The sequence below is a fragment of the Candidatus Xianfuyuplasma coldseepsis genome (assembly GCF_014023125.1).
Lineage (GTDB): Bacteria > Bacillota_I > Bacilli_A > Izemoplasmatales > Izemoplasmataceae > Xianfuyuplasma > Xianfuyuplasma coldseepsis.
In genome coordinates this window covers 1,748,076-1,771,959 of record NZ_CP048914.1, presented here as the reverse complement: position 1 = coordinate 1,771,959, position 23,884 = coordinate 1,748,076, and the positions used below count along the sequence as shown (strand labels likewise).

Here is a 23,884-nt window from a genome sequence, read left to right as displayed (position 1 = left end):
GCATTTTATGCCTTTTTTTGTTGAATAAGATATGTAACGACATCCAAATAGGGTACGCGTGGAGCAAATCCTTCGGGTATCAGATGTCCTTTTTGTTGCATTTCGTCATAGGTAATCGATTTTCGTCCTTTTTTGGAGCGAATGAAATAATTATGTACGTGCTTGGCTTCTAATAAATAGATTTCATCACTATGTTTCCAGTAAACCAAGATAAAACTGATTCCACCATGTTTTGCAACTTGCATTAGGTGCTCGATTTGATGTGGATGGATATTGGACAATGGGAAACTCGTTTTATTTTGCGTTTCTTTGGCTTCAAAATCAATGTAATATCCTTGATAAATTCCATTGTAATCTGTCGTCGATGGTACTTTATAATACGCTTCGGTAATGACAGCGCCACTTCGTGATGGATAATCCACTTTTACAATCTGAATCGGTATTGGTTTTTTATAAATCACGGCGATATCGTGTTCTTTATAGTATTCGTTAGATTCATTAATGATCTGTTCAAACTTCATACCACGATTGGATGTGCTTTGTTTCCGACGTGTGAATGTTTTCTTCTGATTCGGATATCCGACCATTAGGATCACCTCGAAAACAGTATATCACATTTCGATCATAAAAACGATGAAATCAAATGTAAAAAAAATGAAAAAAAGTGAACGAGCGGATGTTATTAGAAGAAGGTATGGTATAATATGTGTGATATGAAAAGGAGGTGCAGTATGGCTCGAATAAAACTGTTTGCCCTAGGAGGACTAGGGGAAAATGGAAAGAACATGTACTGTGTCGATATCGATGGACATTTGTTTGTCCTCGATGCTGGATTAAAATACCCAAGTAATGATCTATATGGTGTGGATTCCATTATTCCAGATACACAATTTTTAGAAGATAACAAAGATCGGATTGTCGGATTGTTTTTAAGTCATGGTCACGAAGATCATATTGGTGCTGTACCAAAACTATTAAAAACATTACCGTTACCAATCTATGCATCCTATTTTACACTAGCCGTTTTAAAAGATAGCTTGGAAGATCAAGGACTGGATACGAGTGCGTATACATTCCATGAAGTAACTGCGAAGAAAACATTGCAATTTGGACCTGTTCAAGTTGATTTCTTTGGTGTGACACACAGTATACCAGAAAGTATGGGAATTGCAATTCATACCAAGGATGGTTCCATTGTCTATGCCCCAGATTATATGTTTGATCAAAATGTACAGTCGTGTTATAAAACCGACTTTGCCAAACTAAGTAAGATTGCAGGTCGGGAAATACTAGCGTTATTAACCGAATCACTTGGAAGCGAACGAAGTGGATACACACATGGTAGTGCCAATCTTGATTACGTTCTAAACCAAGCGTTTAATCAAGCTGAAGGACGAATAATCACCACGGCGTTTTCAACCGATTTGGTGCGTATCCAAAAAGTGATTGATATTGCGTTGAAGCATAATCGTGATATCGCTATAATTGGCCGTAAAACACAACGAACGGTTGATATTGCTGTCAATTTAGGATACTTAAAAATACCAGAAGAAAAACTACTTAACTTACGTTTTATTGATGATCAAAATAAGAATGAATTACATAATGCAGTGGTACTGGTCACTGGGGATCGTCACGAACCATTTTACATGGTTCAGCGGATGGTGAAGAAGTTGGATAAGTTGATTCATATTAATGAAGCTGACACGATGTTATTGATGACACCACCGGTTCCTGGTACAGAGCGAATCGCTGCTAGAACGATGGATATTCTATATCGAAATGAATGCAATGTTATTAAAGTAAGCAAACATATTTTACCACCAAACCATGCTTCAAGTGAGGATGTAAAGCTCTTAATAAACATCCTTAATCCCCGATACATCGTTCCGGTAATTGGCGAGTATAGACATCAGTATGCGCTCAAAGATATTGTATTATCTCTAGGTTATCATAATCATGATATCCTGATGCTAGACAATGGCCAAGTAGCTGAAATCAACAATCGAAAAGTGGTTAATATAACTGGAAAAGTTCATAATGGTGATATTTTAGTCGATGGAATATTAGATAGTGATGTCAGCGATGTAGTCCTGCGTGATCGCGAGATGCTAGCACAAGATGGTGTCGTTTTGATTATCGCAAACATTGATCCCAAACAGAAAAAAGTTGTCAGTACACCTGAAGTGGTAAGTCGCGGATTTGTCTTTATGAAAGAAAACGAGGAATTGATTCAAGGAATTACTGATAAGTTCTATCTGGTCAGTGCGAATGAATTAAATGGTAAATATGTCAACTGGCGAACATTTAAAAATGCATTGCGCGAACAACTTGGTCGATACCTATATAAAGAAACCCGAAGAAAGCCTATCATTATCCCAGTTTTAATCGATACACAAGTATAAAAACGGCTTAAATAGTCGTTTTTTTTATTTGAGCAATCGCTCATATAAATTGTAAAAATAACGTAAAAAGTCTTTACAATTAGGTTAATTATTCATATAATATATGTAGTTTAAAAAAATATTAGGAGGATTTCATGAAAAAATTATTATTAGTTTTTGCTTCATTTTTATTCGTGTTTGCTTTAGCTGCATGTAATGGAACTGAAGAAGAAGCAACATTGGAAGAATTTAATAGTTACTTCCAAATCGGACTTGTTACCGATACCGGTGGTATTGATGATAAATCATTCAACCAAGGTACTTGGGAAGGTGTCGAATTATTTGCAGAAACATTAATGTTACCTGAAAGCGCATATCGTTATGTTCAATCTTCATCCGATGCTGACTATATTCCAAATATTAGTGCATTCAGTGATGAAAAATTAGACTTAATCGTTATGCCTGGATTCTTATTCGAAGATGCATTAATTGAATCAGCTGCGAATTATCCTGCACAAAAATATTTAATCATCGATATGGTTGTTGATGCTCCAAACGTTGCATCTGCTGTATTCGCTGAAAATGAAGGATCATTCTTAGTTGGTGTTGCTGCTGCATTAAAAGCACAAGAAGCTGGAGAAGACACAGTTGGATTTATTGGTGGTATGGACTTTGACCTAATCCAAAAATTCGAAGCTGGATTCGAAGCTGGTGTATGGGCTGTTGATCCAACAATGACCGTATTAGTCGATTATGCAGAATCATTCTCAGATGCTGCTGCTGGACAAGCTCTTGCTGTAAAACAATACGGTGAAGGTGCTTACATCATCTTCCACGCTGCTGGTGGAACCGGAAACGGTGTCATTAATGAAGCGAAAAGTCGTCGTGCAAACGATGAAGACGTATGGGTTATTGGTGTCGATAAAGACCAATACGAAGACGGAATCTATGAAGGTGAAATGTCAGCTGTATTAACATCAATGATGAAACGCGTTGACGTTGCTGCTTACGATGTTGCCGTTGCTACTTACAAAGGTGAATTCCCTGGTGGAGAAATCTTAGTATTCGACTTAAGCAATGATGGTGTTGGATTACCACTTGTAAATCCAAACTTATCACAAGCAATTGTTGATCAAGTTGCTACGTACAAAGCTGGTTTATTAGCTGGTACTTATACTGCTCCAACTGTTCCATCTCGTTTGGATGAGTAGTCGTTAAAGTTTACGAAATGAATCAAGCAACCACAATGGTTGCTTGATTTTTTTATATCTTTAATTTTTTAAAATTAATGATATAATAGTTATGAGGTGATTTGATGACTGCAAAGGACATCATTACAGATACTAGTTTAACCATCGAACAAAAAGTCAATGCGCTCGCTAAACTAGGGGAAAACACAATCGAACCATTACCCCGAAGCAAGAAGCTTCAGCAGTACTATGATGCAGGTATTTACTGTGAATTATTTGAGGGAAATGCACCCTTTAAACCACGGTATATAACACCGGATTATCACAAGTTCATGGAGCAGGGTTCTGAGTTCTTAGGTTTACAACCGCCAACGGATTTGATTGAAGCAATCAATTCGTTGCTCATTTTATATAAACATGTACCTTCGATTACAAATTTCCCAGTATACTTAGGGAATATTGACACACTTCTTGATCCCTTTATCACAGATGAAGATTTAGCTCGAAAATTAATTAAAATGTTTCTCCTTCAAATTGATCGTACGATAACCGATTCCTTTTGTCATGCGAACATCGGTCCCCTGGAAACGACCGCCGGAAATATCATTTTAGATGTGATTCAAGAACTTGACAATCCGACACCTAATTTAACATTAAAAGTAAGTAACAATACGAATGAAGATTTCCTAAAACGAGCCATCGCCTCATCGTTAGAAGTGGTTAAACCTGCCCTTGCGAACGATGTGATGTTTCGGGAAGAATTCAAAGGTGAATATGCCATCGCAAGCTGTTATAACGGATTAAAAGTTGGTGGTGGGGGGTATACATTAACACGCCTTCGTTTAAATCGCATTGCTACACAAGTTGATTCAATCGCAGAGTTTTATACACTATTAGACGATGTGATTCAGGAGAATCTAGTTCAAATGGATAAACGCATCAAATACATTGTGGAAGATGCCAAATTCTTTGAAACCAACTTCCTTGCGATTGAAGGCTTGATTGATCGAGAAAAATTCACCGGAATGTTTGGTCTTGTTGGCCTTGCTGAGTGTGTCAATGAACTTTGTGATGAACGATTTGGACATTCGGATAAAGCCAATAATCTAGGTGTTGAGATTTTAGAACATATGCAAGAAAAAGTTGCTGCGCATGAAGGATATTACTGTTCCTTCTTTGATAACAAATATCTGTTACATGCACAAGTCGGTATTGATACCGATTATGATTGTAGTGCTGGTTGTCGCATTCCAATCGGTGATGAAATTGAGATTAATGAGCATTTGATGCAAGTGGGATTATACCATCGATTCTTCCCCACAGGAATTGGCGATATTTTTGTCTTTGATAAGACCTATAAAAAGAATCTTCCAGCGCTTGTTGATTTAATGCAAGGTGCTTTCGATAACGGTTCACGTTACCTAACATTCCACTCATCTGATTCTGATTTGATTAAAGTAACAGGATATCTTGTCAAGAAAAGTGAAGTTGATAAATTGAGCAAAGGTGAATCCGTATTGCGTGATACAACTGTACTTGGAAAAGGAGCCAATGAAGGTACTCATGTCTTCGAACGACTTGTCAGAAAATAGTTTACCGATATTACGTATCTATCCATTTTCCAGTACCGATGGTCCGGGAAATCGATATGCGATTTATCTTGCTGGATGCAACCTAAACTGCAAGAGTTGTCATAATCCGGAATCGATTAACCAATGTGATTCGTGTGGATTATGCGTTGCTGCATGTGATTTTGATGCCCTAGAGATTATTGACGGGCAAGTAACTTATTATCCTGAACAATGTACCAAATGTGATCGCTGTATCTATACCTGTGAATCACTAGCTTCACCAAAACTTTTACCGTTAAGCAATGAAGAGATTATTGCAGATATTACAAAGCACCGAGATTATATCCGCGGTGTTACCTTCTCGGGTGGTGAAGCGACACTACATTATCAAGCGTTAATACCCTTAATCAAGGACATTAAAAAACTAGGACTAACTGTTTTTGTTGATTCCAATGGATATTGGGACATCGATACAGAGTTTGAGGAGTTTATTTCTCTTGTTGATCAATTTATGTTGGATTTGAAGTTTCTCGATCCGGATTTGCATCGATTCTATACTGGTGTCGATAATAAAATTATCATTGACAATATCAATTTGATCTATCAACAACATAAACTGTACGAAGTACGTAGTGTAGTTTATGAATCAGAAGAAAGTTGCAAAGATGTATTACAAATTGCATCATTTCTACCACGAGATGTCTTGTTCAAGATAATTCCTTATCACACCCATGGCGTCCGTGTGGAATATAAACATTTATTTCACGTACCAAGTGACACCTTTTTACAACAACTCGATCAATCCCTCAAGAAGCTTGATCGAGAGTATATTATATACAAGATATAATGCATTCTTGAAATACTGAACAAAGGAGACCGACTATGGAATATGCTATTGAAATGAATGGGATCACAAAAATATTCCCAGGAATCAAAGCAAATGACCGCGTAGATTTACACGTCAAAGACGGTGAAATTCACGCACTTTTAGGGGAAAATGGTGCAGGGAAAAGTACACTGATGAGTGTTTTATTTGGGTTGTATCAACCAGAAGAAGGCAACATCAAAATCCGTGGTAAGGAAGTCGAAATTTCCAATCCAAACATTGCGAATGATCTTGGAATCGGAATGGTCCACCAACACTTTAAATTGGTGGAAAACTTTACCGTAACGGAAAATATCATATTAGGAATGGAACCCAAAAAAGGTATTGTTATTGATATTGACAAAGCCGCAAAACGGGTACTAGAGTTATCGGAAAAATACGGATTAAAAGTCGATCCCTATGCCAAAATTGAGGATATTACTGTCGGGATGCAGCAACGGGTTGAAATTTTGAAGATGTTGTATCGTAATGCAGATATTCTCATCTTTGATGAACCAACTGCAGTGTTGACGCCTCAAGAAATTGAAGAGTTGATGAACATCATGAGAAAACTCATCAAAGAGGGAAAAACAATCGTCTTGATTACGCATAAACTAAAAGAAATCAAGTTGGTTTCAGACCGTTGTACCGTTCTCCGACGTGGAAAATACATTGGAACCGTAGAAACCAAAGATACAACGGAAAAACAACTCGCAGAAATGATGGTTGGTCGTCCAGTCAGCTTTGAGGTGGAAAAACAACCAGCAAAACCCGGTAAAGTCGTCGCGCAATTTCGGAATTTAAACGTATTGGATAATCGCCATTTACCAGCCGTTAAAGACTTTAGTTTGGATGTCCGTGCTGGTGAAATTATGTGTATTGCTGGAATTGATGGAAATGGACAAAGCGAGCTAATTGAAGCGATTTATGGTCTTCGTAAAATTGAAAGTGGCGAATTCATCATGCATGGTGAAGATTTAAGTCATGAACCGATTCGGACACGGGTAGAAGCTGGTGTCGGTCACATTCCTGAAGACCGACACAAATATGGTCTTATCCTCGATTTTAGATTAGATAGTAACTTTGTCTTACTGGATTATTATAAAGAAGCTTATCAGAAACATGGTTTAATTTTATTTGATGCGATTTTAGAAAACTCAGAACGATTAATCGAAGAGTTTGACGTACGAAGCGGGGAAGGATCTGCAACAAAAGCACGTTCGATGTCTGGTGGAAATCAACAAAAAGCCATCATTGCTCGTGAAATCGATCGATCACCTGAATTATTAATCGCTGCGCAACCAACACGTGGTTTAGATGTTGGGGCGATTGAATATATCCACAAACGGCTAGTCGAAGAACGCGATAAAGGTAAAGCCGTACTGCTGATTAGTTTAGAGCTCGAAGAAGTTCTTAATGTATCCGATCGAATTGCCGTTATTTACGAAGGTGAAATTGTTGGTATCGTTGATGCCAAAGATGCAACTGCAAACGAACTTGGATTAATGATGAGTGGTTCGAAACGGGGTGAAACGCATGCCAGCTAAAGTCCAGCAACCCAAAGCAACGATGAGTCGAGATGCTTTATGGGAAAAACGAATGAACACAATTGTACCATTGGTTGCGATTTTCTTAGGATTCCTCGTCGGTATCTTAATCATGTTATTTACCGGGCGAGATCCACTCGATATTTTCCGTGCCCTGATGCGGGGAACGATTGGTATTGATACAACCTTAATTGGTACCGGTAGTTTGTGGTTCAATGCGCGTTACATCGGAGAATTTTTAGTCTTCTCGATGCCGATTATATTAACCGGTTTATCCGTTGCCTTTGCATTCCGTACTGGTCTATTTAATATCGGTGCAGAAGGACAATTATTGATGGGTTCATTCGGTGCCGTTATGATTGGTGTCTTATTGGATTTACCAACAATTATCCACTTACCGCTTGCGGTATTAACCGGGGTGCTCTTTGGTGCCTTGTGGGGCTTCATTCCAGGATTCTTAAAAGCCAAGTTTAATGTCCATGAGGTTGTTGTAACCATCATGATGAACTATATCGCTCTGTATTTCGCGAACTACTTGGTTAAAGCACTACCTGGTAGTGATAATGTTAAAACTGTCCCCGTTGCTGAAAGTGCATCACTCGCAAGTGATTTTCTCAGTAACTTAACCAATAACTCTCGTTTCCATTGGGGATTTATCCTTGTAATTATTGCATTAATTATTTTCTGGCTAATTATTGAAAAGACGATTTTCGGATTTGAACTTCGCAGTGCTGGATTTAACAAACATGCATCCAAATATGCCGGTATGAAAGTTGATCGTAACATCATCTATTCGATGATGATTGCCGGGGCATTCGCTGGTTTGGCTGGTGTCTTGATCTCCATTGGTACATTTGATTATGGACGCGTATTATCCGTCAATGAAGGGTATGGATTCGATGGTATTGCCGTCGCATTGGTAGGGAACACGTCTGCGATAGGATCGTTACTTGCTGGATTGTTGTTCGGTGGATTAAAAGCGGCACAGCCACTGATGCAAGCACGAGGTATTCCACGTGATATAACCAATATCATCATTGCTGCAATCGTAATCTTTGTTGCAATGAGAGCGGGTATCAAGCAAATCTTTGATCGATTTAGAACGAAGGAGGTAGAATAATGGATACGCTATATTCAATGCTTGCTTTAGCACTTGTTTATTCTACTCCAATTATCATCGCTGGTCTTGGCGGATTATTCTCCGAGCGTAGTGGTGTCGTCAACATCGCCTTAGAGGGATTAATGATGTTTGGTGGTTTTGCAGGAGCAACCGTTACTGTATTGCTTGAACCAACATTTGAAGGTGGAGCTCATCTCGGACCTTGGATTGGTGTCGTTGTTGGGATGGCAGTAGGGGCATTAATTTCGCTAATTCACGCCTTCTTAAGTGTTAACTTAAATGCCGACCAAGTTATTTCGGGTACAGGGATTAACCTATTTGCAGTTGGTGCTACCGTGTACTTAGCGCAAATTATCTTTAATCAACAACGTACCGATGCGTTCAAACAAGGTTTCTCCAAATTAAACGTACCTGTCCTAAGTGAGATTCCATTTATCGGTGATGTATTCTTCTCTAGAATCTATCCGACTGTATACATTGCCTTCATCTTGGTTATTGTGACATGGTTTGTCGTCTACAAAACACCGTTTGGCTTACGCTTACGGTCTGCAGGAGAAAACCCACATGCTTCCGATAGTATGGGGATCAATGTCTATCGCATTCGATATGTTGGTGTCATATTATCCGGTGCACTTGCTGGTTTAGCAGGAGCAATCATGATTTTAACTCAAGATATTCAATATACAGTATTTGGAATTCATGGTACTGGATTTATTGCCTTAGCCGCATTAATCTTTGGTAAATGGAAGCCATTTGGAGTTCTATATGCCGGTCTATTCTTCGGATTTAGTCAGATTATTGGAATCTATAGTACAAGTATTCCATTGATTTCTGGACTACCTGGGGAGTTCTTTAAAATCTTCCCCTATGCAATTACCATTATTGCGTTAATTATTTTTAGTTCTCGAACCGTTGGACCAAAAGCGGCCGGAGAACCGTACGATAAAGGAAAACGTTAAGTTAGAAAGACAGCAAATTGCTGTCTTTTTTTGTTGACAAAACGACTAAAGATGAGTACTATATAACTGTGCATATGCACATTGGAGGTAGTTTATGAATACAAAACGAAAAAAACGATATGCAAGAAGACTTGATGCAAAGCGCTATTTTAAACCCAGTGGCGTTCCGCGAAGTGAACTGCAAACATGTAGTATCTCCTTGGACGAGTTTGAAGCGATTCGTCTCGTGGATTTGGAAGGATTAAGCCAAATCGATGCGGCAAGTGATATGCAAGTATCACGGGCAACGATTCAACGATTGCTTACATCGGGGCGGAAAAAGCTTGTTGAGGCCATTCTTGATAACTGTGCTTTTGAAGTCCGTAACGATATTGAACACATAAAACTAAAAGGGGAGAACAAAATGAATATTGAAGCAAAACCACAGAAAGTCATCGCGTTTCCAACCAGCGATAAAGTCACGATTGATGGTCACTTTGGCCACACAAAAGAGTTTGCGATCTACGATGTCCTTGATACGGATATAAATCATGTTCGATATGTCACACCACCGCCACATGAACCAGGTGTATTACCAAAATTCCTGCATGATCAAGGGATTGATGTGATTATTACCGGCGGAATGGGCCAACGAGCTGTGACCTTATTTAATAATAACAACATTGACGTCATCCTCGGTGCCAAAGGACGTATCGATGTCAATCTAAATGAATATTTAGGAGGATTCCTATCCTCACAGGGTAGTAGTTGTGATACATCGCATAATCATCAACATCATCGTGAGCATCATCACGATCACTAAGGAGGAATGTTCGTGAGAATTGCCATTCCTACAGAAGGTAACACCAAAGAAGCCCCAGTAAGTCCACATTTTGGGCGGTGTGACTATTATTGTATTTATGATTCGGAAGAACTGTCCTTTCGATTTATTGAAAATCCCTATGTGAAAGAAAATGCTGCTGGGAACAAAGCCGCAAAACTTCTCTTGGAGCAGTGTGTTGATTTTGTGATAGCAAGTGACATAGGAAATAAAGCACAAAAAACACTTCACAGTTACAAAATTAGAACCTATTCTAGTAAAAGTGACAAACCACTAATTGATCAAGTGTATAGTTTCCTAGAGAAAGATTTAACAGTCTTAGAACAAGGAACGAAAGAAAGCAAACACAATCATACGCATCACGAACATTAAGTGGTTAATTCGTTTTGATGGTTTTTAAATGCTTATATAATAATGTTTACGATAATTTGATGTGAATTAATAATGAAAATGGTCAATCCGTTTTGATAGCCTTAAAACAGATAAAGAAAAAGTCAAAACTCATGGTTTTGACTTTTTCAGTACTTGTTTTATGATTGTATTTCGTTCATCTAACGCTCGTTCATACTTACCGGTGTTTTTAGCCTGATAGTACGTTGTATTTCGCAACTCTTTTGGAAGATATTCTTGATAGACTAATGCTTCTTCATAATCATGGGGATATTTGTAGGGATTCTTGTCCTCGAAATTTGCCACATTGATTAAATGATTTGGGATCTTAGGTGTTTTTCCTTCCATCACATCTTTGAGTGCGGCATCAATGGCGTTAACAGCACTATTAGATTTCGGACTAAGGGCCATATCAATGGTTAACATGCTAAGTGGTATTCGTGCTTCGGGAAATCCGACACGTTCACAGGCAGCAGCACAAGCCTGCATCTTGGTGACAATCATCGGGTTGGCAAGACCGATATCTTCAAAGGCGATGACACTCATTCGTCGTAATAAAGAGGATAAATCTTCCATCGCAATTAATCGAGCGAGGTAATGTAGAGCAGCATCGACATCACTCCCACGAATCGACTTCTGAAATGCGGATAAAATATTGAAATAGTTGTCTTCATTCTTGTCCAACGACAACGATGGCTGTAATAAAACAGCTTTTGCCATATCGAGTGTAACATCTTGATTGGGATAGGTAATCGATAATATTTCTAACTGGTTAATTGCACTACGAATCTCATTATTTGATGATTGCGCAATGTACTGAAAGACAGTCTCATCAATGGTTGCCGTTAATTCCTCACGAAAACGATCTTGTACTTGATGAAGGCGTTTGATGATGTCTTGTGGTTGTATCGGCTTTAATTTTAACACATGTGTTCGTGAACGCACTGCAGGGTTCACTGAATGATACGGATTATTGGTGGTTAATCCAATCAAGACAACCCGCCCCTCTTCCACGTGGGGTAATAAATAATCCTGGATGTCCTTGTTCATACGGTGAATTTCATCAACAATTAATAAAGCACCATAGAGATTGCTTTCTTTCATGATTGCGACCAACTCACTTTTTCGATCGGTTGAGGCATTAAATTTATAGGAATGCAGACCAAACGCTTCACCAACAGCTTCGGCAATGGTTGTTTTTCCAACTCCCGGGGGGCCATATAAGATCATACTAAAGGCCTGTTCGTGTTCGATCATCTTCCGAATAACACCGGAGGGACCAATTATATGATCCTGCCCAACAATTTCATCGATGTTTTTGGGTCTTGCACGAAATGCAAGAGGTTTTACAATATTCATACTATCACCTATACATATTGTACCATTTTTATGGCATTATTTCCGTTGATTTATTCGTTTTTTTGAGCGTAATCAGCAATTACTTTTATTGCGTTTTATGCGAGATGTTGGTATGATAGTACTAACAACTAGAAAATCAATGAAGGAGACAGTTATGAATCCATTTTATCTTATTTTGGGTATCTTTTTTGGGGTTTCTTTTGCAGGAATTCCCTTTTATTCGTATAATACAAAGAGACATTTTGTCCGTTTACGCACTCAGTTCTTGTTACAGGGTTTATTCTGGATAGTTCTTACAGGATTACTAATCTATCAGATAATTCAAGCGACACAAACACTTTCAATCGTACTAAATGGAATACTATTGTTATTTAGTCTCCTATTAACAGTGTATGCATTTGTAATGGTAAAAAATGATACTGGGGCTTATACAATACCCTTTGCAAAAGATGGAAATATGGAGGCGTTCAGCACCTATGCGGCATCACTTGATGTGGCGAAGATTACACTGCGTACAACAAACAGTAAACGTTATGATGTCATCGAGTTCACAGATGTACCACAAGAAGTCGTTACTCAAATATTTGATGCAATTGCAATAAATGAAGATATTGTACTTCCATTTCGATCTCCAGAAGCAACGAAACGTCTTGCCAAAAGTTTCACATTTGCAGCAGTGATGATTACCATCGCTATTATCTTATAAGGGCCCTATTTATGAAGACAAATTTTCACACTCACCACGAATTATGTCGTCATGCTGGTGGAAACGCAGAAGACTATATCAAAGAAGCAGTCAAACACGGATTCACAGAAATTGGATTTAGCGATCATGCACCAAATGATACGTATGATTTTGGATATCGAATGCGAGATGAGGACTTTTTACAATATGTAAATGACATTAATACTACAAAAAGACGTTATTCTGATATATTGACCACTTACATTGGCCTTGAAATAGAACATCTCTACGACAATGGCGAATATCACAACCAATTTAAAGATCATTTGGACTACTTTATCCTCGGACAACACTTCATATTCGTCGATAAAGATCCCAAAAAGCGAATTAGTAGCTTTGGATTAACATCAAAAGAAGAAATTATTGAATATGGAAATATCCTCTGCGATGCTATGAAAACAAAACGATATAAAATAGTCGCCCATCCTGAATTATATTTATATGGCTATCTCGATTTTGATGCTACAGCAGAACAGGTCGCAAGACAAATCTGCGAATGCGCCAATCGAACCAATACGATATTAGAATATAATGGGAATGGATATCGTCGTGATAAAATTCAAACCAATGAAGGAATGATTCATCCGTATCCTCGACAATCATTTTGGAACATTGCTGAAGAATATAATGTTCGTTCGATTCTATCAAGTGACTGTCATTCTCCAAAACAATTATACGATGATACAATGAAAGAAGTAGAAGAAATATACAGCAAATTATCGACTAGAAAAGTTACTTATTTCGAACAATTTTGAATCGTAAAATCGGGTATTTATATACCCGTTTTTTTATGCATAATTTGCGCTGTAATCCATTTTCCATTGTAGCCATAAAAAACCCGGTTCATCCTTTTTAAGAGCAAAATAGAGAAATTTCATCTCTATTTTTTTCGATAGCAAAAGAAGAGGTTCTCACTAATTTTAAATATAGTCATTGAATATATTTGAATATGTTAACTAACCAATAGAGGTTTGAAATTATTAGATTTTTATAACAAAACAATGAAATTACCTGTTTAATCAATAAATGAGAGAGGGGGTTTATGGTTTGATTTTACTTCCTATAATATATATTATGTTAACTCTTTTAAAGGTCTAAACAAAGACTTTTTATACATCTGTGGGGATAACGTGGAAAACTTTTTTCATTGCCTCTCTTCACCTCTCTTACCCAAATTAAAAAATCAAATTAAAAGCACGTTGTAAATGTTCTTGTAAAATGGTTTAAATTTTATGGTTTTGTTATGTGTGATTTTTATTATCATAATTGATATCATTTGTGGTCATCAAATTATATAGAATATTCTCTTATTCAATTTGGCATTATGTATAGTATACCTATTATCAATTTCGTTTCGATTAATTAGACAGTTTTTTCAAAAATCTATACTACTCACTTATCGTTCATGGTATCATAGGTTTGAGGTGATGATATGAAACACGTGGTCTTAATATTTACGGGTGGAACAATCGGTATGAAAATCGATCAAAATGCACATGGTGTTATCCCATCTCTTACTCCAAATGAAATCATTCATGCATTAACAGGAATTGAAGAGTATCCGAATTTGATCGTGCACGAATTTTCTCGAAAGCCTTCGCCATCGATCACACCAAAGGATATGCAAAGTCTTGCAACTTTGGTTCAGGATTACTTGAATCGTGATGATGTTGCTGGAGCAATCGTGATTCACGGAACCGATGTTTTGGAAGAGACTGCATTCTATCTTCATTGTGTTGTACAATCGAGAAAACCTGTTGTTTTAACTGGTTCTATGAAGAATGCAAGTGAGTTCGGGTATGATGGTGTTACCAATTTAGTATCGAGTATAAAAGTATGCTATGCAGACGATTCGATGGGGAAAGGTACACTTGTTGTAATGAACGATACAATCAACAGTGCAATTGAAGTAACGAAGACCCATACGATGAGTTTGGATACGTTTAAATCGATTGAGTTTGGTCCACTTGGAATCATTGACCAGGGTGAGGTAATCTACTATCGTGATGTTACTCACTTCAAAACCTATAATTTAGATAACAACATCAACGATGATACCTATCTTTTGAAAGCCTATGCAGGAATGACGGGTGATTATATCCAACACTTAGTTAATAAACAGGCACGAGGTATTGTAATTGAATCACTTGGTCGGGGAAATTTACCGCCTCAAACAATGGATGCTTTGGATGAAGCACTACATGCTGAAGTCTTTGTTGTTATTGTCTCGCGTTGTTACTCTGGACGAGTTCTTGACACCTATGCCTATGAAGGTGGTGGTCGTGATTTAACCAATCGGGGCTGTATCTTAGGTGGTAGCTTCAACGGACAGAAAGCACGAATTCTACTGATGCTTGCAATCAGTAATAACTACACATACGACGATATTGTAAACTTGTTTGAATTATAAAAAAAGTGAGTGCAAATGCATTCACTTTTTTGATGGTTTACATTGAAATCGAGTCTAGTTGATCATATTTAATGGATGAAATGGACGAATCGACTTTCGCAATCTTTTTAACGATGAATCGTTCGAGGAAATTAAGTCGTTTAAAATTGTAGCCTCCACCTGCATGAACTATTCTCGCGTGATTACGTATTGATTCTGTGAAATTTCGTTGAATCATTGCCTCATATTCGCTATCGTTCATGGCACATACAACAATTGTTAATGACTTCTGCAACAATGTTTGCTCATGTTGTTGGATAAAGGTTTTAATCATTTTATGGATGTTCCCCATGTACACGGGGGTTCCAATAATTACGGAATCATATTCGTCCAATGACGCTGTAAAATCTTGTACAGGTACTACGCATGTGTCATCAGTCCGATTGTTGAGATAGTCGATACATGTTTTGGTATGCCCTTGCTTTGAGTGATATAACATTAATGTTTTCATTTATTCTTCCTCCAGTGCATTTAATATTGCTAGTTTGATGACATGACTTGATGTTGTTGCGCCAGCAACATCATCTACTTGTAACGTCTGCTGTGCAATGATATCGTCGATAATAACTTCAGCTTTTCCACCAAGGCCATACAGGTGTTCAATAAATCGGATATCGGTAATGGTTCCATCTGTAATAGTTACTTCAACGGTTGCCCCGATTTGATCCTTGTAATAATATTCTCCTTGGACAACGGTATCTTCCCACGAGGTTATATCTACCTCTGGTATCGTAATGGCATTTATTGTTTTCATGTTTTGGCTAAGGGTGATGAACATAATCCCAAATCCGATGGCAAAGAATCCGATGATGGATCCGATAATAATCACTATTTTTTTCATTGTCATTTCCTTCTTTATTATTCGTTTTGTAGTTGTAGTAGTTGTGTTGTGATGTCTTTAAGACCCTGAAGAGTTGCTTTTAAGTCATCATCTTGTATTGTATGAAACAAGGATTGGATGGTTCGCAGATCATCGTTACTACGTTGCTGCCAATACTGCATTGCTTTTGTTGTTAAGCGTACACGCGTTACGCGTGAATCTTGTTCATCCTTATATATATCTACATAATCTCGTTTCTGTAATTTTAATAAAACTTGTTTCGTGTTTTGATGTGATGTATGGGTAAACTCTGATAACTCACTGATTTTTGGATCATGGCCGATATTACCTATAAAGATCATCGTAAAGAATTGCTTTGCGGTAAGTTGATCCTCACGTAATATTCGATCCAAATATGTTTGTAATACATTCGAGGTCTGAAATATTCGTACAATTAATTCTCTTTCATATTCAATTCGTTCCATGGAATACCTCCTTTAGGTAACATGTTACCTTTACAATAGGTAATATATTACATTTTTAATAAAATGTCAATAAAAAAATCAAATCTTTTTAGGATTTGATTCGTTTGTGATAAAAATGCCATGGTAATTGCCATACCGTCATAATGATAAATGCGAGTCCAACAACACCGATGAAATACAGGATATAGGGTCCTCCTTCAAATAGTTCAAGCGGGGTTCCATCACTCTCTCTCATGAACATTAAGTTCGTGTCGGTAATGAAACTAGTGATGGTTAGTATTACAGTCACAATCGATAATGTGAGGACACTTTTGCGCCAACTTTTCCAGGTGGGATACCACTGATATACCGCAATCATATAGACAAACATAAAGAAAAAGAACATATGGCCAAACATGAATTGATAAAAACGGAAACGATCAATGCTGTATGGAATGTCGGGGAATAAGACACTGGCAATGGCTCCCCATGTCCAATAGTATCCAATTTCAAATAACGAAAACTTCTTGAAATACATAGCGAATATCGCGATGTATAATGTCATTCCACAAAGACCAAGTGGTAATCCGTCATCCCACGTCCATAGGCCATTTCCAATCTTCCAGGAATACAGGCCAATTTCCCAAACAAAGGCGAAGGTAGCCATGCCAATGGCAATCATCCGTTCTTTGGGATGGTTGCGTAACGCTTCGCGGAAGAACACAATCAGCAATACGCCAGCGATAACGGTCACAAATAGCACGATATGAAGCAAACTAAATGGTTCAAAGACCAGTCCGACATCATCGGAAAAAAACATCAAATCACCTACTCTTTACGATAGCGATTGTAGAAGTGAATCGGGAGATACCACAGTGTAATAACAACCATCGTGAGTCCGATACAACCAATCACGTAAAGCAAATAACCATGCCCTTCAAAGATTGTAAACGGCGTATCACCAGGTTCTAACAAATACATATAATTCATGTTAAATATATTATTTATAGGAATGATAATTCCCACTGCTAAAACAAATAATGTAATGAAACTTTTCTTAAACGATTTAAACGTCAAGCGAAAATCAAGAACAAACAAGAGGTACATATACATATAGAAAAAGAGGATGTGTGACATCATGAAATGATAGTAGCGATAACGATCGGCGCCATGAAGGATATCAGGAAACAAAATACTAACGACTCCAGCTAAACTCCAGAAATACGCAATTTCAAATACTTTGGTATTCTTGGAAAACATGATGTAGATTCCCAAATACGATGTTAAGCGACATAAATGAAGCGGGAGACTATCGGCAAAGTCCCACTGTCCATGAAACATCTGCCACAATTGAAAAGACACTTCCAACAGTATCGCGAATATCGCAATTCCATAGCGTACTCGACGTTCATATTTGTAATTTCGCAACTCATAGCGATAATGATAAATCAAATACACACCAACAATTATAGCCAATAACGGGATGATATGATTCCATCCAAATACGGTAAAGGTATTGTCTGGATTCTCCGTGAAAGTGAAAAAGTCACTCATAGATAGCCTCTCTTACTTCAGCATTTGAGATAATGCATCTTTTACCAACTGTTCCGTTGGTTTTGATCCATCTAAATGTTTCACCGCTTTTTTAATTTCTTTGGCTTTATATCCTAAGGATTGTAATGCTTCCTCTACTTCACGAATATTATCGTGACGAGGAATACGATCCTCTTCAAAACTCAATTTTCCTTTTAAGTCCAAGATAATCTGCTGGCTCGCTTTTGGACCGATACCAGGAAACTTACTTAAGAATTTCACGTTTCCAATTTCAATTGCGCCAATCACATCTTGGACATTTCCAGTAGCTAAAATCGCAATTGCACTTTTGGGACCAATTCCTTTGACACTTAATAACTTAATGAATAACTGTTTTGCTTCATCGGTTTTAAAACCATACAGTAAAATCGCATCTTCACGTACATAAAAATGAATAAACACTTTTGCTGGTTCATTCAAATGAAATTCATAGGCGTTTGGGGTAAACACTTGATAACCCACATCATGGACATCTAAGGTAATATGATCGGGTTTGATTTCAACGACCATTCCCTGTAAGTAATTATACATCGTATCACACTCCATACATCATTATATCACATTGATATTGGATTTGTATCCATCGATAATAGTTCGTTTAGCAAACTATTGGATTAATAAAAAAAAGACAACAAACGTTGTCTTTAATCAATAAACTCAAATTCAAACTCAAAGATCCGAACCGTATCTCCATTTTGGACTCCGAAATCACGCAGGGCTGCATCGACACCAAGACTCCGTAAGATTCGGCTAAATCGTTTTACTGATTGATCTTTGGTAAAGTCCGTCATTTCGAAGATTTTGCGTAACGGTTTTCCTGTGACTTGATACACGCCATCGGCTTCCAGTTCAATGTGGAAAACTTCCTCATCAGGGGTAAATGTATACTCAACCACTTCATCATAATCGGCATCATTGTATAGATCAATGTGTTTTGTCTGTTCGAGCAGATCCATTGTTTTATACATGAGTTCTTGCAGATTATCTCGCGTATACGCACTAATTGGTATGATGTCAACATCTTCATCGATTTGCTCTTTAAACATCTCTAGATGTTCTTTGGCATCGGGTAAATCCATTTTATTGGCAATGATGATTTGGGGTCGTTGTAATAAGTCGTATTTGTAGGAACTAAGTTCTTTATTAATTACTTGATAATCCTCATATGGATCGCGTCCTTCGGATCCGCTCATATCAATCACATGTAAGATCACACGCGTTCGTTCGATATGACGCAAGAACTGAAGACCAAGACCTTGGCCTAAGCTTGCGCCTTCGATAAGACCTGGTAAATCCGCCATGACAAAACTTCGATCTTGCTCAACACGAACAACACCTAAGTTAGGTTGCAGCGTTGTAAAATGATAATCCGCAATCTTTGGTTTGGAGTTGGATAAGGCACTAATAATGGTACTTTTCCCGACACTTGGTAAACCAACCAAACCTACATCTGCCAAAACTTTCAATTCACATCGTATTTTTCGGGTCACACCCGGTTCCCCTTTTTCTGCGATTTCAGGTGCGGTATTACGAGATGTCGTAAATTTGACATTCCCGCGACCGCCACGGCCACCTTTGGCCACGGTTACTGTTTGATTGTGTTCGGTGATATCCCCAATTACTTTATCGGTTTCTTCATCATAGATGGTTGTTCCAACAGGCACTTGAACCACCAAATCATTTCCATTGGCACCATGCATTTTCTTGGCTCGTCCATTGACACCTGCTTCGGCGTTCAATACGCGATTGTATTTTAAATCGATCAGGGTTGCGAGTCCTTCGTTCCCAACAAAGATAACATCGCCACCTTTTCCACCGTCCCCACCGGAGGGACCGCCCATTGGTACAAATTTCTCACGACGAAAAGCAACGGTGCCGTCACCGCCTTTTCCTGATGAAACTTTAATGTGTACCAAATCTACAAACATATGAAGCCTCCTATAATTGATCAAACCATTGATGTAATTCTTGTCGCGATTTGAAAATTAAAATTGTACTGCTGTTTTTATATTTACGGATGATTGCTTTTAACCACTTTAATCGGAATTTTGAGTAGAATGCCGTGTATTGCAAGAATACTTGATCAACACCTTCGACACAACCTTCAGCCATATCGCTCCGCACTTGGTGTTTATATTTCGCGGCACGTTCATGAATTCCTTTTAAGGAAGCTGCTGTTCCATAATCGAGAAGAATGATGGTATCGGCCATCCGTAATCGTAGTGCAAAATGTTTGTTGTTGCTGTAATTTCCATCGATGACCCACGTGTCATGCTTGCGCATGTAATCCACCATGTATTGATGGAAAGCTGGTTTATCTATGTGTTCCCAATCTTGTAACCAATATACGGTATCAAGATGCAAGATTGGATAGTGTAACTTTTCTCCTAAACGACGACCAAGCGTCGTCTTCCCAGTTCCACTTGGACCGAGGATCACAATTCGTTTCATTAGATTGTAAGTACCTCACAGTCTGGATTTTGAAGTTGCTCACTGAGGAAGTCCCCGGTATATCGAACATCGACACCAAGTGATTCCAATGTTTCTGCTGCACCAATATTGGTCGCGCACATTTTACACGCCAATACCTCGACACCATTCTTGATTAAGTTCATCACGCGTTGCTGAATCAGTGGTGTCGCAGCAACAACTTCTTGGCTCGCACCCCAGATTAATACTTGGACATGATCAAACCATTGATGCCGTTTCGCATTGTATGCATAAGGAATGACAAAATTATGAATGTCAATATCATTGTTACTTTTCCATACGATTAATAATGTCTTCATCCGTATCCTCCAGTAAGCGTTCATAAGCTTCACGATTGATAATTGCTAAATAACCAATATAGTTAAATTGATTTTTCTCTAAAAATTGTCGCATTTTATAGTTGTCATGATGCGTATCAATCTTAATCGATTGATATCCTTGTTGGTGGCCCAACATGATTGCGTAATCCAACATTTCTTGGGCGACACCATGATTGCGGTAAAACGGATCGACGATGGCACGATGAATCACCAAACTATCACCGTGGGCAGTAAACCAGCCATCAATCGTTTCATAGGGCGGATCTTCTTCAGGACAAATCACAATCGCACCGCGGATCACACCATCTATTTCGCACACAAACAATTGCTTGTTTTCCACGTCTTTTTGATAATGCTCTTTGCGAGGATAGGTAATGGTCCATTGCGGGATATTGGATAAAGCCATGTCATGAATGGTATATACCGCCATTTCATCAATGCGATCAAGATCATCCAACGTTGCGTTTCGAATCATGTCATCACCCACTTTCTCCGTAGATAATTATACGTTTTTTCAATCAAAATGGCAAACCACTTTGTGATTTGCCAAATGTTTTTAATTATTCAGGGTATACTGAAGCTTGTTTACGATCTTTACCAACGCGTTCGAACTTGACGTATCCGTCTACTTTCGCGAATAACGTGTCATCGCCACCGATTCCAACGTTGTTTCCGGGATGAACTTTGGTTCCCCGTTGACGATAAATGATAGAACCAGCTGTACAGAATTGACCGTCTGATAATTTCGCTCCAAGGCGTTTTGATTCGCTGTCACGACCATTTTTGGTTGATCCAACACCTTTTTTCGAAGCCATACATTTCTGAATATTAATTTCGAATAACATTGTAGTCACCTCCATAGTTTCTTTCTATCCATTTATTTTTGTTACAACTAATTTTGTATATGGTTGACGATGTCCTTTTTTACGACGGTATTTTTTCTTTGGTTTCATTTTAAACACGATAATTTTCTTATGCTTACCTTGTTTTTCAACTGTCGCTTGAACGGTTGCGCCATCAACATATGGGTTTCCAATTTTGACGGTTTCACCACCGACCATAAGTACTTTGTCAAAGGTATATGAAGTTCCTGCTTCCACGTCTAATTTTTCAACGTAGATGACACTGCCTTCAGATACTTTAACTTGTTTTCCACCTGTTTCAACAACTGCGTACATATAGCACCTCCTCATTATTTGTTAAGACTCGCCATTAAGGTGCAGTCATCTGCTTCAAACCTTTTCTGTGCGGTATGCCTTTGTTAGCGTAAAAATAATACCAAATATGGTTTTATTTGTCAATAAAAATAGTGTATCCTTTTTTCTCGCCATAGTTATTATACTAAAATTCATTATTATTGCAAGGAATTTCCTTATTTTTAGCGACCAAACTCCAATTTCATGGTATAATCACAGTAGGAATTATTGGAGGGATCTTATGCAATCAAAATATGGTGTTCTAACCTGGGTATTCATCATTGTCTTTGGTGTAGCGGTTACACTTCTATATCAAGGAATCAGTATGGTCACATCGATGGAAACCATTCCGTTAGAAGTGGATGAAACAACCGTTGTTTCAATCCCCGAAGATGGGGAGTATTACTTTATGTATGAACACGATTGGAATGTCCGTTATTTTATTCTTGATCAATTATTAACATACATGGAATTCGAGACAGAAAGTGGCGATTACCGGATTGGAATTTACAATAAAGAAACCGATGAACCGTATTTTATCGAACCACTTGCTGAGAATTCATCGATTACGATAAACAATCGTCAAGTCGGCGGTCGGATTGATTTCGATGCAGGAGACTATGACATTTCGATTGTCCCCATTAATACAACCGGAGAGTATGCAGCATTCTATATTGCGACAACCGGTATTGTTGGTGGTATATTATTGATCGTATTCTCCTCGTTGGTAAGTCTTGCATCCTTTATCTTGTTCATCGTCTTTTACAGTAAACGACGAAAACTACTCGATATGGACGTGGATTTTGATGGGTATACGTATCAATCTCAAAATGATAATGATTTATATGATATTGAAGATGATTTTTTTAACAAACGTGATTAGGTGTCTATAAGGCACCTTTTTCTTTGAATGAGAAATAACGATCACGACCAATAATCACATGATCCAGTACGGGAATATCCATCATCTTCCCATTGTCTACAATAATTGATGTTACATCCAAATCGGCTTTCGAAGGTGTCGGGTCGCCACTAGGATGATTATGGACGATAATAATATTTGCGGCACTATTCAACACGGCATGCTTAAAAATAGCGCGCGGATGAATAACGCTGGTATTCAAACTCCCGATGAACAACACTTCTTTTTTTAAGAGTTCACCTTTTGTATTTAAGTATAATCCCAGTAGATGTTCCTGGGTTTTCATTTCCAATTGATCCTTACAAAACAAATAGATGGCCTCAGGGGATCGCAAATGAATCGATTGGCCAAACGTTTCACGAACACTGCGTCGTCCAAGTTCAAACGCAGCTTTCAGTTGGATGGCTTTACTAAATCCAATCCCTGGAATGGTCTGGTATTCTTGATAGGTACTGCTAGCCAACTCTTTTAATGATCCATATTGATACAGTAGTTGCTTAGCGAGTTCAAGAACACTATGCGCTGTTGTACCGGTACGTAAAATAATAGCAATCAGTTCATGCGTTTGGATCGTTTCGGCATCGTATTTAGCTAATCGCTCACGCGGTCGTTCCTCAAGTGGCATTTCTTTGATTGTGAACATTCAATCACCTCCATAAGATAATACGGATATCTAGATC

At 38.1% G+C, this 23,884-nt stretch carries 28 protein-coding genes and 1 other annotated feature; of the genes, 13 read left to right on the top strand and 15 right to left on the bottom strand.

Translation table 11 applies throughout. From position 1 onward, the window contains the following. Positions 1 to 5: 5 nt before the first annotated feature. Positions 6 to 587, bottom strand: a complete 582-nt coding sequence (gene recU, locus G4Z02_RS08680; protein WP_258877625.1) for a Holliday junction resolvase RecU — start codon at positions 585 to 587, stop codon at positions 6 to 8. A gap of 144 nt (positions 588 to 731) precedes the next feature. Between recU and G4Z02_RS08675 the strand changes: the two genes are divergently transcribed. The 9 genes from G4Z02_RS08675 to G4Z02_RS08635 all read left to right on the top strand — a co-directional run bounded on the left by G4Z02_RS08675 (position 732) and on the right by G4Z02_RS08635 (position 10,828). Then, positions 732 to 2,405: a ribonuclease J gene (locus G4Z02_RS08675; protein ID WP_258877624.1), complete on the top strand. Its 1,674-nt coding sequence runs from the start codon at positions 732 to 734 to the stop codon at positions 2,403 to 2,405. A 134-nt stretch (positions 2,406 to 2,539) separates the two neighbouring features. Then, positions 2,540 to 3,595 carry a BMP family lipoprotein gene (locus G4Z02_RS08670; protein WP_258877623.1) on the top strand — a complete coding sequence of 352 codons (1,056 nt, stop codon included), beginning with the start codon at positions 2,540 to 2,542 and terminating at the stop codon, positions 3,593 to 3,595. 101 nt (positions 3,596 to 3,696) lie between these two features. Continuing rightward, positions 3,697 to 5,166, top strand: coding sequence for a YjjI family glycine radical enzyme (locus G4Z02_RS08665; RefSeq protein WP_478210251.1), 1,470 nt, complete (start codon positions 3,697 to 3,699; stop codon positions 5,164 to 5,166). Further along, a complete protein-coding gene (locus G4Z02_RS08660; RefSeq protein ID WP_258877621.1) occupies positions 5,138 to 5,992 on the top strand; it encodes a YjjW family glycine radical enzyme activase in 855 nt (284 codons plus the stop codon). The genes G4Z02_RS08665 and G4Z02_RS08660 overlap by 29 nt, the downstream gene beginning before the upstream one ends. A gap of 35 nt (positions 5,993 to 6,027) precedes the next feature. Further along, positions 6,028 to 7,557, top strand: a complete 1,530-nt coding sequence (locus tag G4Z02_RS08655; RefSeq protein ID WP_258877620.1) for an ABC transporter ATP-binding protein — start codon at positions 6,028 to 6,030, stop codon at positions 7,555 to 7,557. Beyond that, positions 7,547 to 8,677 (top strand): ABC transporter permease, encoded by a 1,131-nt coding sequence (locus G4Z02_RS08650; protein ID WP_309544576.1) that lies wholly within the window; start codon positions 7,547 to 7,549, stop codon positions 8,675 to 8,677. Before G4Z02_RS08655 ends, G4Z02_RS08650 begins: the two co-directional genes overlap by 11 nt. Beyond that, positions 8,677 to 9,636, top strand: coding sequence for an ABC transporter permease (locus tag G4Z02_RS08645; RefSeq protein ID WP_258877619.1), 960 nt, complete (start codon positions 8,677 to 8,679; stop codon positions 9,634 to 9,636). Before G4Z02_RS08650 ends, G4Z02_RS08645 begins: the two co-directional genes overlap by 1 nt. A 94-nt stretch (positions 9,637 to 9,730) precedes the next feature. Next, positions 9,731 to 10,438, top strand: coding sequence for a NifB/NifX family molybdenum-iron cluster-binding protein (locus G4Z02_RS08640; RefSeq protein WP_258877617.1), 708 nt, complete (start codon positions 9,731 to 9,733; stop codon positions 10,436 to 10,438). A gap of 12 nt (positions 10,439 to 10,450) precedes the next feature. Then, positions 10,451 to 10,828 (top strand): NifB/NifX family molybdenum-iron cluster-binding protein, encoded by a 378-nt coding sequence (locus G4Z02_RS08635; RefSeq protein WP_258877616.1) that lies wholly within the window; start codon positions 10,451 to 10,453, stop codon positions 10,826 to 10,828. A gap of 129 nt (positions 10,829 to 10,957) precedes the next feature. On the opposite strand, the gene G4Z02_RS08630 is transcribed toward G4Z02_RS08635, so the two are convergent. Beyond that, positions 10,958 to 12,205 (bottom strand): replication-associated recombination protein A, encoded by a 1,248-nt coding sequence (locus tag G4Z02_RS08630; RefSeq protein ID WP_258877615.1) that lies wholly within the window; start codon positions 12,203 to 12,205, stop codon positions 10,958 to 10,960. Between the two features lie 154 nt (positions 12,206 to 12,359). On the opposite strand from G4Z02_RS08630, the gene G4Z02_RS08625 reads away from it, so the two are divergent. From G4Z02_RS08625 to G4Z02_RS08615, 3 genes are all read left to right on the top strand, one after another. Next, on the top strand, positions 12,360 to 12,911 hold the full coding sequence (locus G4Z02_RS08625) for a hypothetical protein (RefSeq protein ID WP_258877614.1): 552 nt from the start codon (positions 12,360 to 12,362) through the stop codon (positions 12,909 to 12,911). An 11-nt stretch (positions 12,912 to 12,922) separates the two neighbouring features. After that, positions 12,923 to 13,705, top strand: coding sequence for a PHP domain-containing protein (locus G4Z02_RS08620; RefSeq protein ID WP_258877613.1), 783 nt, complete (start codon positions 12,923 to 12,925; stop codon positions 13,703 to 13,705). 677 nt (positions 13,706 to 14,382) lie between these two features. Further along, entirely contained in the window at positions 14,383 to 15,360 is a 978-nt protein-coding gene (locus G4Z02_RS08615; protein WP_258877612.1) for an asparaginase, read from the top strand. A 37-nt stretch (positions 15,361 to 15,397) separates the two neighbouring features. Here G4Z02_RS08615 and G4Z02_RS08610 read toward each other — a convergent pair whose 3' ends face one another. From G4Z02_RS08610 to rplU, 12 genes are all read right to left on the bottom strand, one after another. Beyond that, positions 15,398 to 15,850: a flavodoxin domain-containing protein gene (locus G4Z02_RS08610; RefSeq protein WP_258877611.1), complete on the bottom strand. Its 453-nt coding sequence runs from the start codon at positions 15,848 to 15,850 to the stop codon at positions 15,398 to 15,400. Beyond that, positions 15,851 to 16,240: an FMN-binding protein gene (locus G4Z02_RS08605; protein ID WP_258877610.1), complete on the bottom strand. Its 390-nt coding sequence runs from the start codon at positions 16,238 to 16,240 to the stop codon at positions 15,851 to 15,853. It lies immediately after the preceding gene. Positions 16,241 to 16,257: 17 nt separating this feature from the next. After that, positions 16,258 to 16,704: a MarR family winged helix-turn-helix transcriptional regulator gene (locus G4Z02_RS08600; protein ID WP_258877609.1), complete on the bottom strand. Its 447-nt coding sequence runs from the start codon at positions 16,702 to 16,704 to the stop codon at positions 16,258 to 16,260. Between the two features lie 88 nt (positions 16,705 to 16,792). Next, a complete protein-coding gene (locus G4Z02_RS08595; protein ID WP_258877608.1) occupies positions 16,793 to 17,503 on the bottom strand; it encodes a YwaF family protein in 711 nt (236 codons plus the stop codon). Positions 17,504 to 17,511: 8 nt separating this feature from the next. Further along, a complete protein-coding gene (locus G4Z02_RS08590) occupies positions 17,512 to 18,237 on the bottom strand; it encodes a YwaF family protein (protein ID WP_258877607.1) in 726 nt (241 codons plus the stop codon). Positions 18,238 to 18,249: 12 nt separating this feature from the next. Beyond that, positions 18,250 to 18,807, bottom strand: a complete 558-nt coding sequence (ruvA, locus tag G4Z02_RS08585) for a Holliday junction branch migration protein RuvA (protein WP_258877606.1) — start codon at positions 18,805 to 18,807, stop codon at positions 18,250 to 18,252. Positions 18,808 to 18,920: 113 nt separating this feature from the next. After that, positions 18,921 to 20,204, bottom strand: a complete 1,284-nt coding sequence (gene obgE, locus G4Z02_RS08580) for a GTPase ObgE (protein ID WP_258877605.1) — start codon at positions 20,202 to 20,204, stop codon at positions 18,921 to 18,923. 10 nt (positions 20,205 to 20,214) lie between these two features. Further along, on the bottom strand, positions 20,215 to 20,727 hold the full coding sequence (locus G4Z02_RS08575) for a P-loop NTPase family protein (RefSeq protein ID WP_258877604.1): 513 nt from the start codon (positions 20,725 to 20,727) through the stop codon (positions 20,215 to 20,217). Continuing rightward, the gene (locus G4Z02_RS08570) at positions 20,727 to 21,065 is read right to left on the bottom strand and encodes a DsrE family protein (RefSeq protein WP_258877603.1); all 339 of its coding nucleotides are present in this window, start codon (positions 21,063 to 21,065) and stop codon (positions 20,727 to 20,729) included. The genes G4Z02_RS08575 and G4Z02_RS08570 overlap by 1 nt, the downstream gene beginning before the upstream one ends. Further along, positions 21,034 to 21,561: a GNAT family N-acetyltransferase gene (locus tag G4Z02_RS08565; RefSeq protein WP_258877602.1), complete on the bottom strand. Its 528-nt coding sequence runs from the start codon at positions 21,559 to 21,561 to the stop codon at positions 21,034 to 21,036. Before G4Z02_RS08565 ends, G4Z02_RS08570 begins: the two co-directional genes overlap by 32 nt. A gap of 85 nt (positions 21,562 to 21,646) precedes the next feature. Beyond that, a complete protein-coding gene (gene rpmA, locus G4Z02_RS08560; RefSeq protein WP_258877601.1) occupies positions 21,647 to 21,931 on the bottom strand; it encodes a 50S ribosomal protein L27 in 285 nt (94 codons plus the stop codon). A gap of 24 nt (positions 21,932 to 21,955) precedes the next feature. Continuing rightward, positions 21,956 to 22,264 (bottom strand): 50S ribosomal protein L21, encoded by a 309-nt coding sequence (rplU, locus tag G4Z02_RS08555; RefSeq protein ID WP_258877600.1) that lies wholly within the window; start codon positions 22,262 to 22,264, stop codon positions 21,956 to 21,958. Positions 22,265 to 22,278: 14 nt separating this feature from the next. Next, positions 22,279 to 22,350 (bottom strand) — a sequence feature (ribosomal protein L21 leader region). A gap of 173 nt (positions 22,351 to 22,523) precedes the next feature. Here rplU and G4Z02_RS08550 point away from each other — a divergent pair. Continuing rightward, positions 22,524 to 23,165: a hypothetical protein gene (locus G4Z02_RS08550; protein WP_258877599.1), complete on the top strand. Its 642-nt coding sequence runs from the start codon at positions 22,524 to 22,526 to the stop codon at positions 23,163 to 23,165. A 4-nt stretch (positions 23,166 to 23,169) separates the two neighbouring features. Here G4Z02_RS08550 and radC read toward each other — a convergent pair whose 3' ends face one another. After that, the gene (gene radC / locus G4Z02_RS08545; RefSeq protein WP_258877598.1) at positions 23,170 to 23,847 is read right to left on the bottom strand and encodes a RadC family protein; all 678 of its coding nucleotides are present in this window, start codon (positions 23,845 to 23,847) and stop codon (positions 23,170 to 23,172) included. Positions 23,848 to 23,884 lie beyond the last annotated feature (37 nt).

What these genes read in the sequence shown, in the direction of transcription:
- recU (WP_258877625.1), bottom strand. Translation starts at nt 587, where the DNA reads ATGGTCGGATATCCGAATCAGAAGAAAACATTCACACGTCGGAAACAA.
- G4Z02_RS08675 (WP_258877624.1), top strand. Translation starts at nt 732, where the DNA reads ATGGCTCGAATAAAACTGTTTGCCCTAGGAGGACTAGGGGAAAATGGA.
- G4Z02_RS08670 (WP_258877623.1), top strand. Translation starts at nt 2,540, where the DNA reads ATGAAAAAATTATTATTAGTTTTTGCTTCATTTTTATTCGTGTTTGCT.
- G4Z02_RS08660 (WP_258877621.1), top strand. Translation starts at nt 5,138, where the DNA reads ATGTCTTCGAACGACTTGTCAGAAAATAGTTTACCGATATTACGTATC.
- G4Z02_RS08655 (WP_258877620.1), top strand. Translation starts at nt 6,028, where the DNA reads ATGGAATATGCTATTGAAATGAATGGGATCACAAAAATATTCCCAGGA.
- G4Z02_RS08650 (WP_309544576.1), top strand. Translation starts at nt 7,547, where the DNA reads ATGCCAGCTAAAGTCCAGCAACCCAAAGCAACGATGAGTCGAGATGCT.
- G4Z02_RS08645 (WP_258877619.1), top strand. Translation starts at nt 8,677, where the DNA reads ATGGATACGCTATATTCAATGCTTGCTTTAGCACTTGTTTATTCTACT.
- G4Z02_RS08640 (WP_258877617.1), top strand. Translation starts at nt 9,731, where the DNA reads ATGAATACAAAACGAAAAAAACGATATGCAAGAAGACTTGATGCAAAG.
- G4Z02_RS08630 (WP_258877615.1), bottom strand. Translation starts at nt 12,205, where the DNA reads ATGAATATTGTAAAACCTCTTGCATTTCGTGCAAGACCCAAAAACATC.
- G4Z02_RS08625 (WP_258877614.1), top strand. Translation starts at nt 12,360, where the DNA reads ATGAATCCATTTTATCTTATTTTGGGTATCTTTTTTGGGGTTTCTTTT.
- G4Z02_RS08620 (WP_258877613.1), top strand. Translation starts at nt 12,923, where the DNA reads ATGAAGACAAATTTTCACACTCACCACGAATTATGTCGTCATGCTGGT.
- G4Z02_RS08615 (WP_258877612.1), top strand. Translation starts at nt 14,383, where the DNA reads ATGAAACACGTGGTCTTAATATTTACGGGTGGAACAATCGGTATGAAA.
- G4Z02_RS08610 (WP_258877611.1), bottom strand. Translation starts at nt 15,850, where the DNA reads ATGAAAACATTAATGTTATATCACTCAAAGCAAGGGCATACCAAAACA.
- G4Z02_RS08605 (WP_258877610.1), bottom strand. Translation starts at nt 16,240, where the DNA reads ATGAAAAAAATAGTGATTATTATCGGATCCATCATCGGATTCTTTGCC.
- G4Z02_RS08600 (WP_258877609.1), bottom strand. Translation starts at nt 16,704, where the DNA reads ATGGAACGAATTGAATATGAAAGAGAATTAATTGTACGAATATTTCAG.
- G4Z02_RS08595 (WP_258877608.1), bottom strand. Translation starts at nt 17,503, where the DNA reads ATGTTTTTTTCCGATGATGTCGGACTGGTCTTTGAACCATTTAGTTTG.
- G4Z02_RS08590 (WP_258877607.1), bottom strand. Translation starts at nt 18,237, where the DNA reads ATGAGTGACTTTTTCACTTTCACGGAGAATCCAGACAATACCTTTACC.
- ruvA (WP_258877606.1), bottom strand. Translation starts at nt 18,807, where the DNA reads ATGTATAATTACTTACAGGGAATGGTCGTTGAAATCAAACCCGATCAT.
- obgE (WP_258877605.1), bottom strand. Translation starts at nt 20,204, where the DNA reads ATGTTTGTAGATTTGGTACACATTAAAGTTTCATCAGGAAAAGGCGGT.
- G4Z02_RS08575 (WP_258877604.1), bottom strand. Translation starts at nt 20,727, where the DNA reads ATGAAACGAATTGTGATCCTCGGTCCAAGTGGAACTGGGAAGACGACG.
- G4Z02_RS08570 (WP_258877603.1), bottom strand. Translation starts at nt 21,065, where the DNA reads ATGAAGACATTATTAATCGTATGGAAAAGTAACAATGATATTGACATT.
- G4Z02_RS08565 (WP_258877602.1), bottom strand. Translation starts at nt 21,561, where the DNA reads ATGATTCGAAACGCAACGTTGGATGATCTTGATCGCATTGATGAAATG.
- rpmA (WP_258877601.1), bottom strand. Translation starts at nt 21,931, where the DNA reads ATGTTATTCGAAATTAATATTCAGAAATGTATGGCTTCGAAAAAAGGT.
- rplU (WP_258877600.1), bottom strand. Translation starts at nt 22,264, where the DNA reads ATGTACGCAGTTGTTGAAACAGGTGGAAAACAAGTTAAAGTATCTGAA.
- G4Z02_RS08550 (WP_258877599.1), top strand. Translation starts at nt 22,524, where the DNA reads ATGCAATCAAAATATGGTGTTCTAACCTGGGTATTCATCATTGTCTTT.
- radC (WP_258877598.1), bottom strand. Translation starts at nt 23,847, where the DNA reads ATGTTCACAATCAAAGAAATGCCACTTGAGGAACGACCGCGTGAGCGA.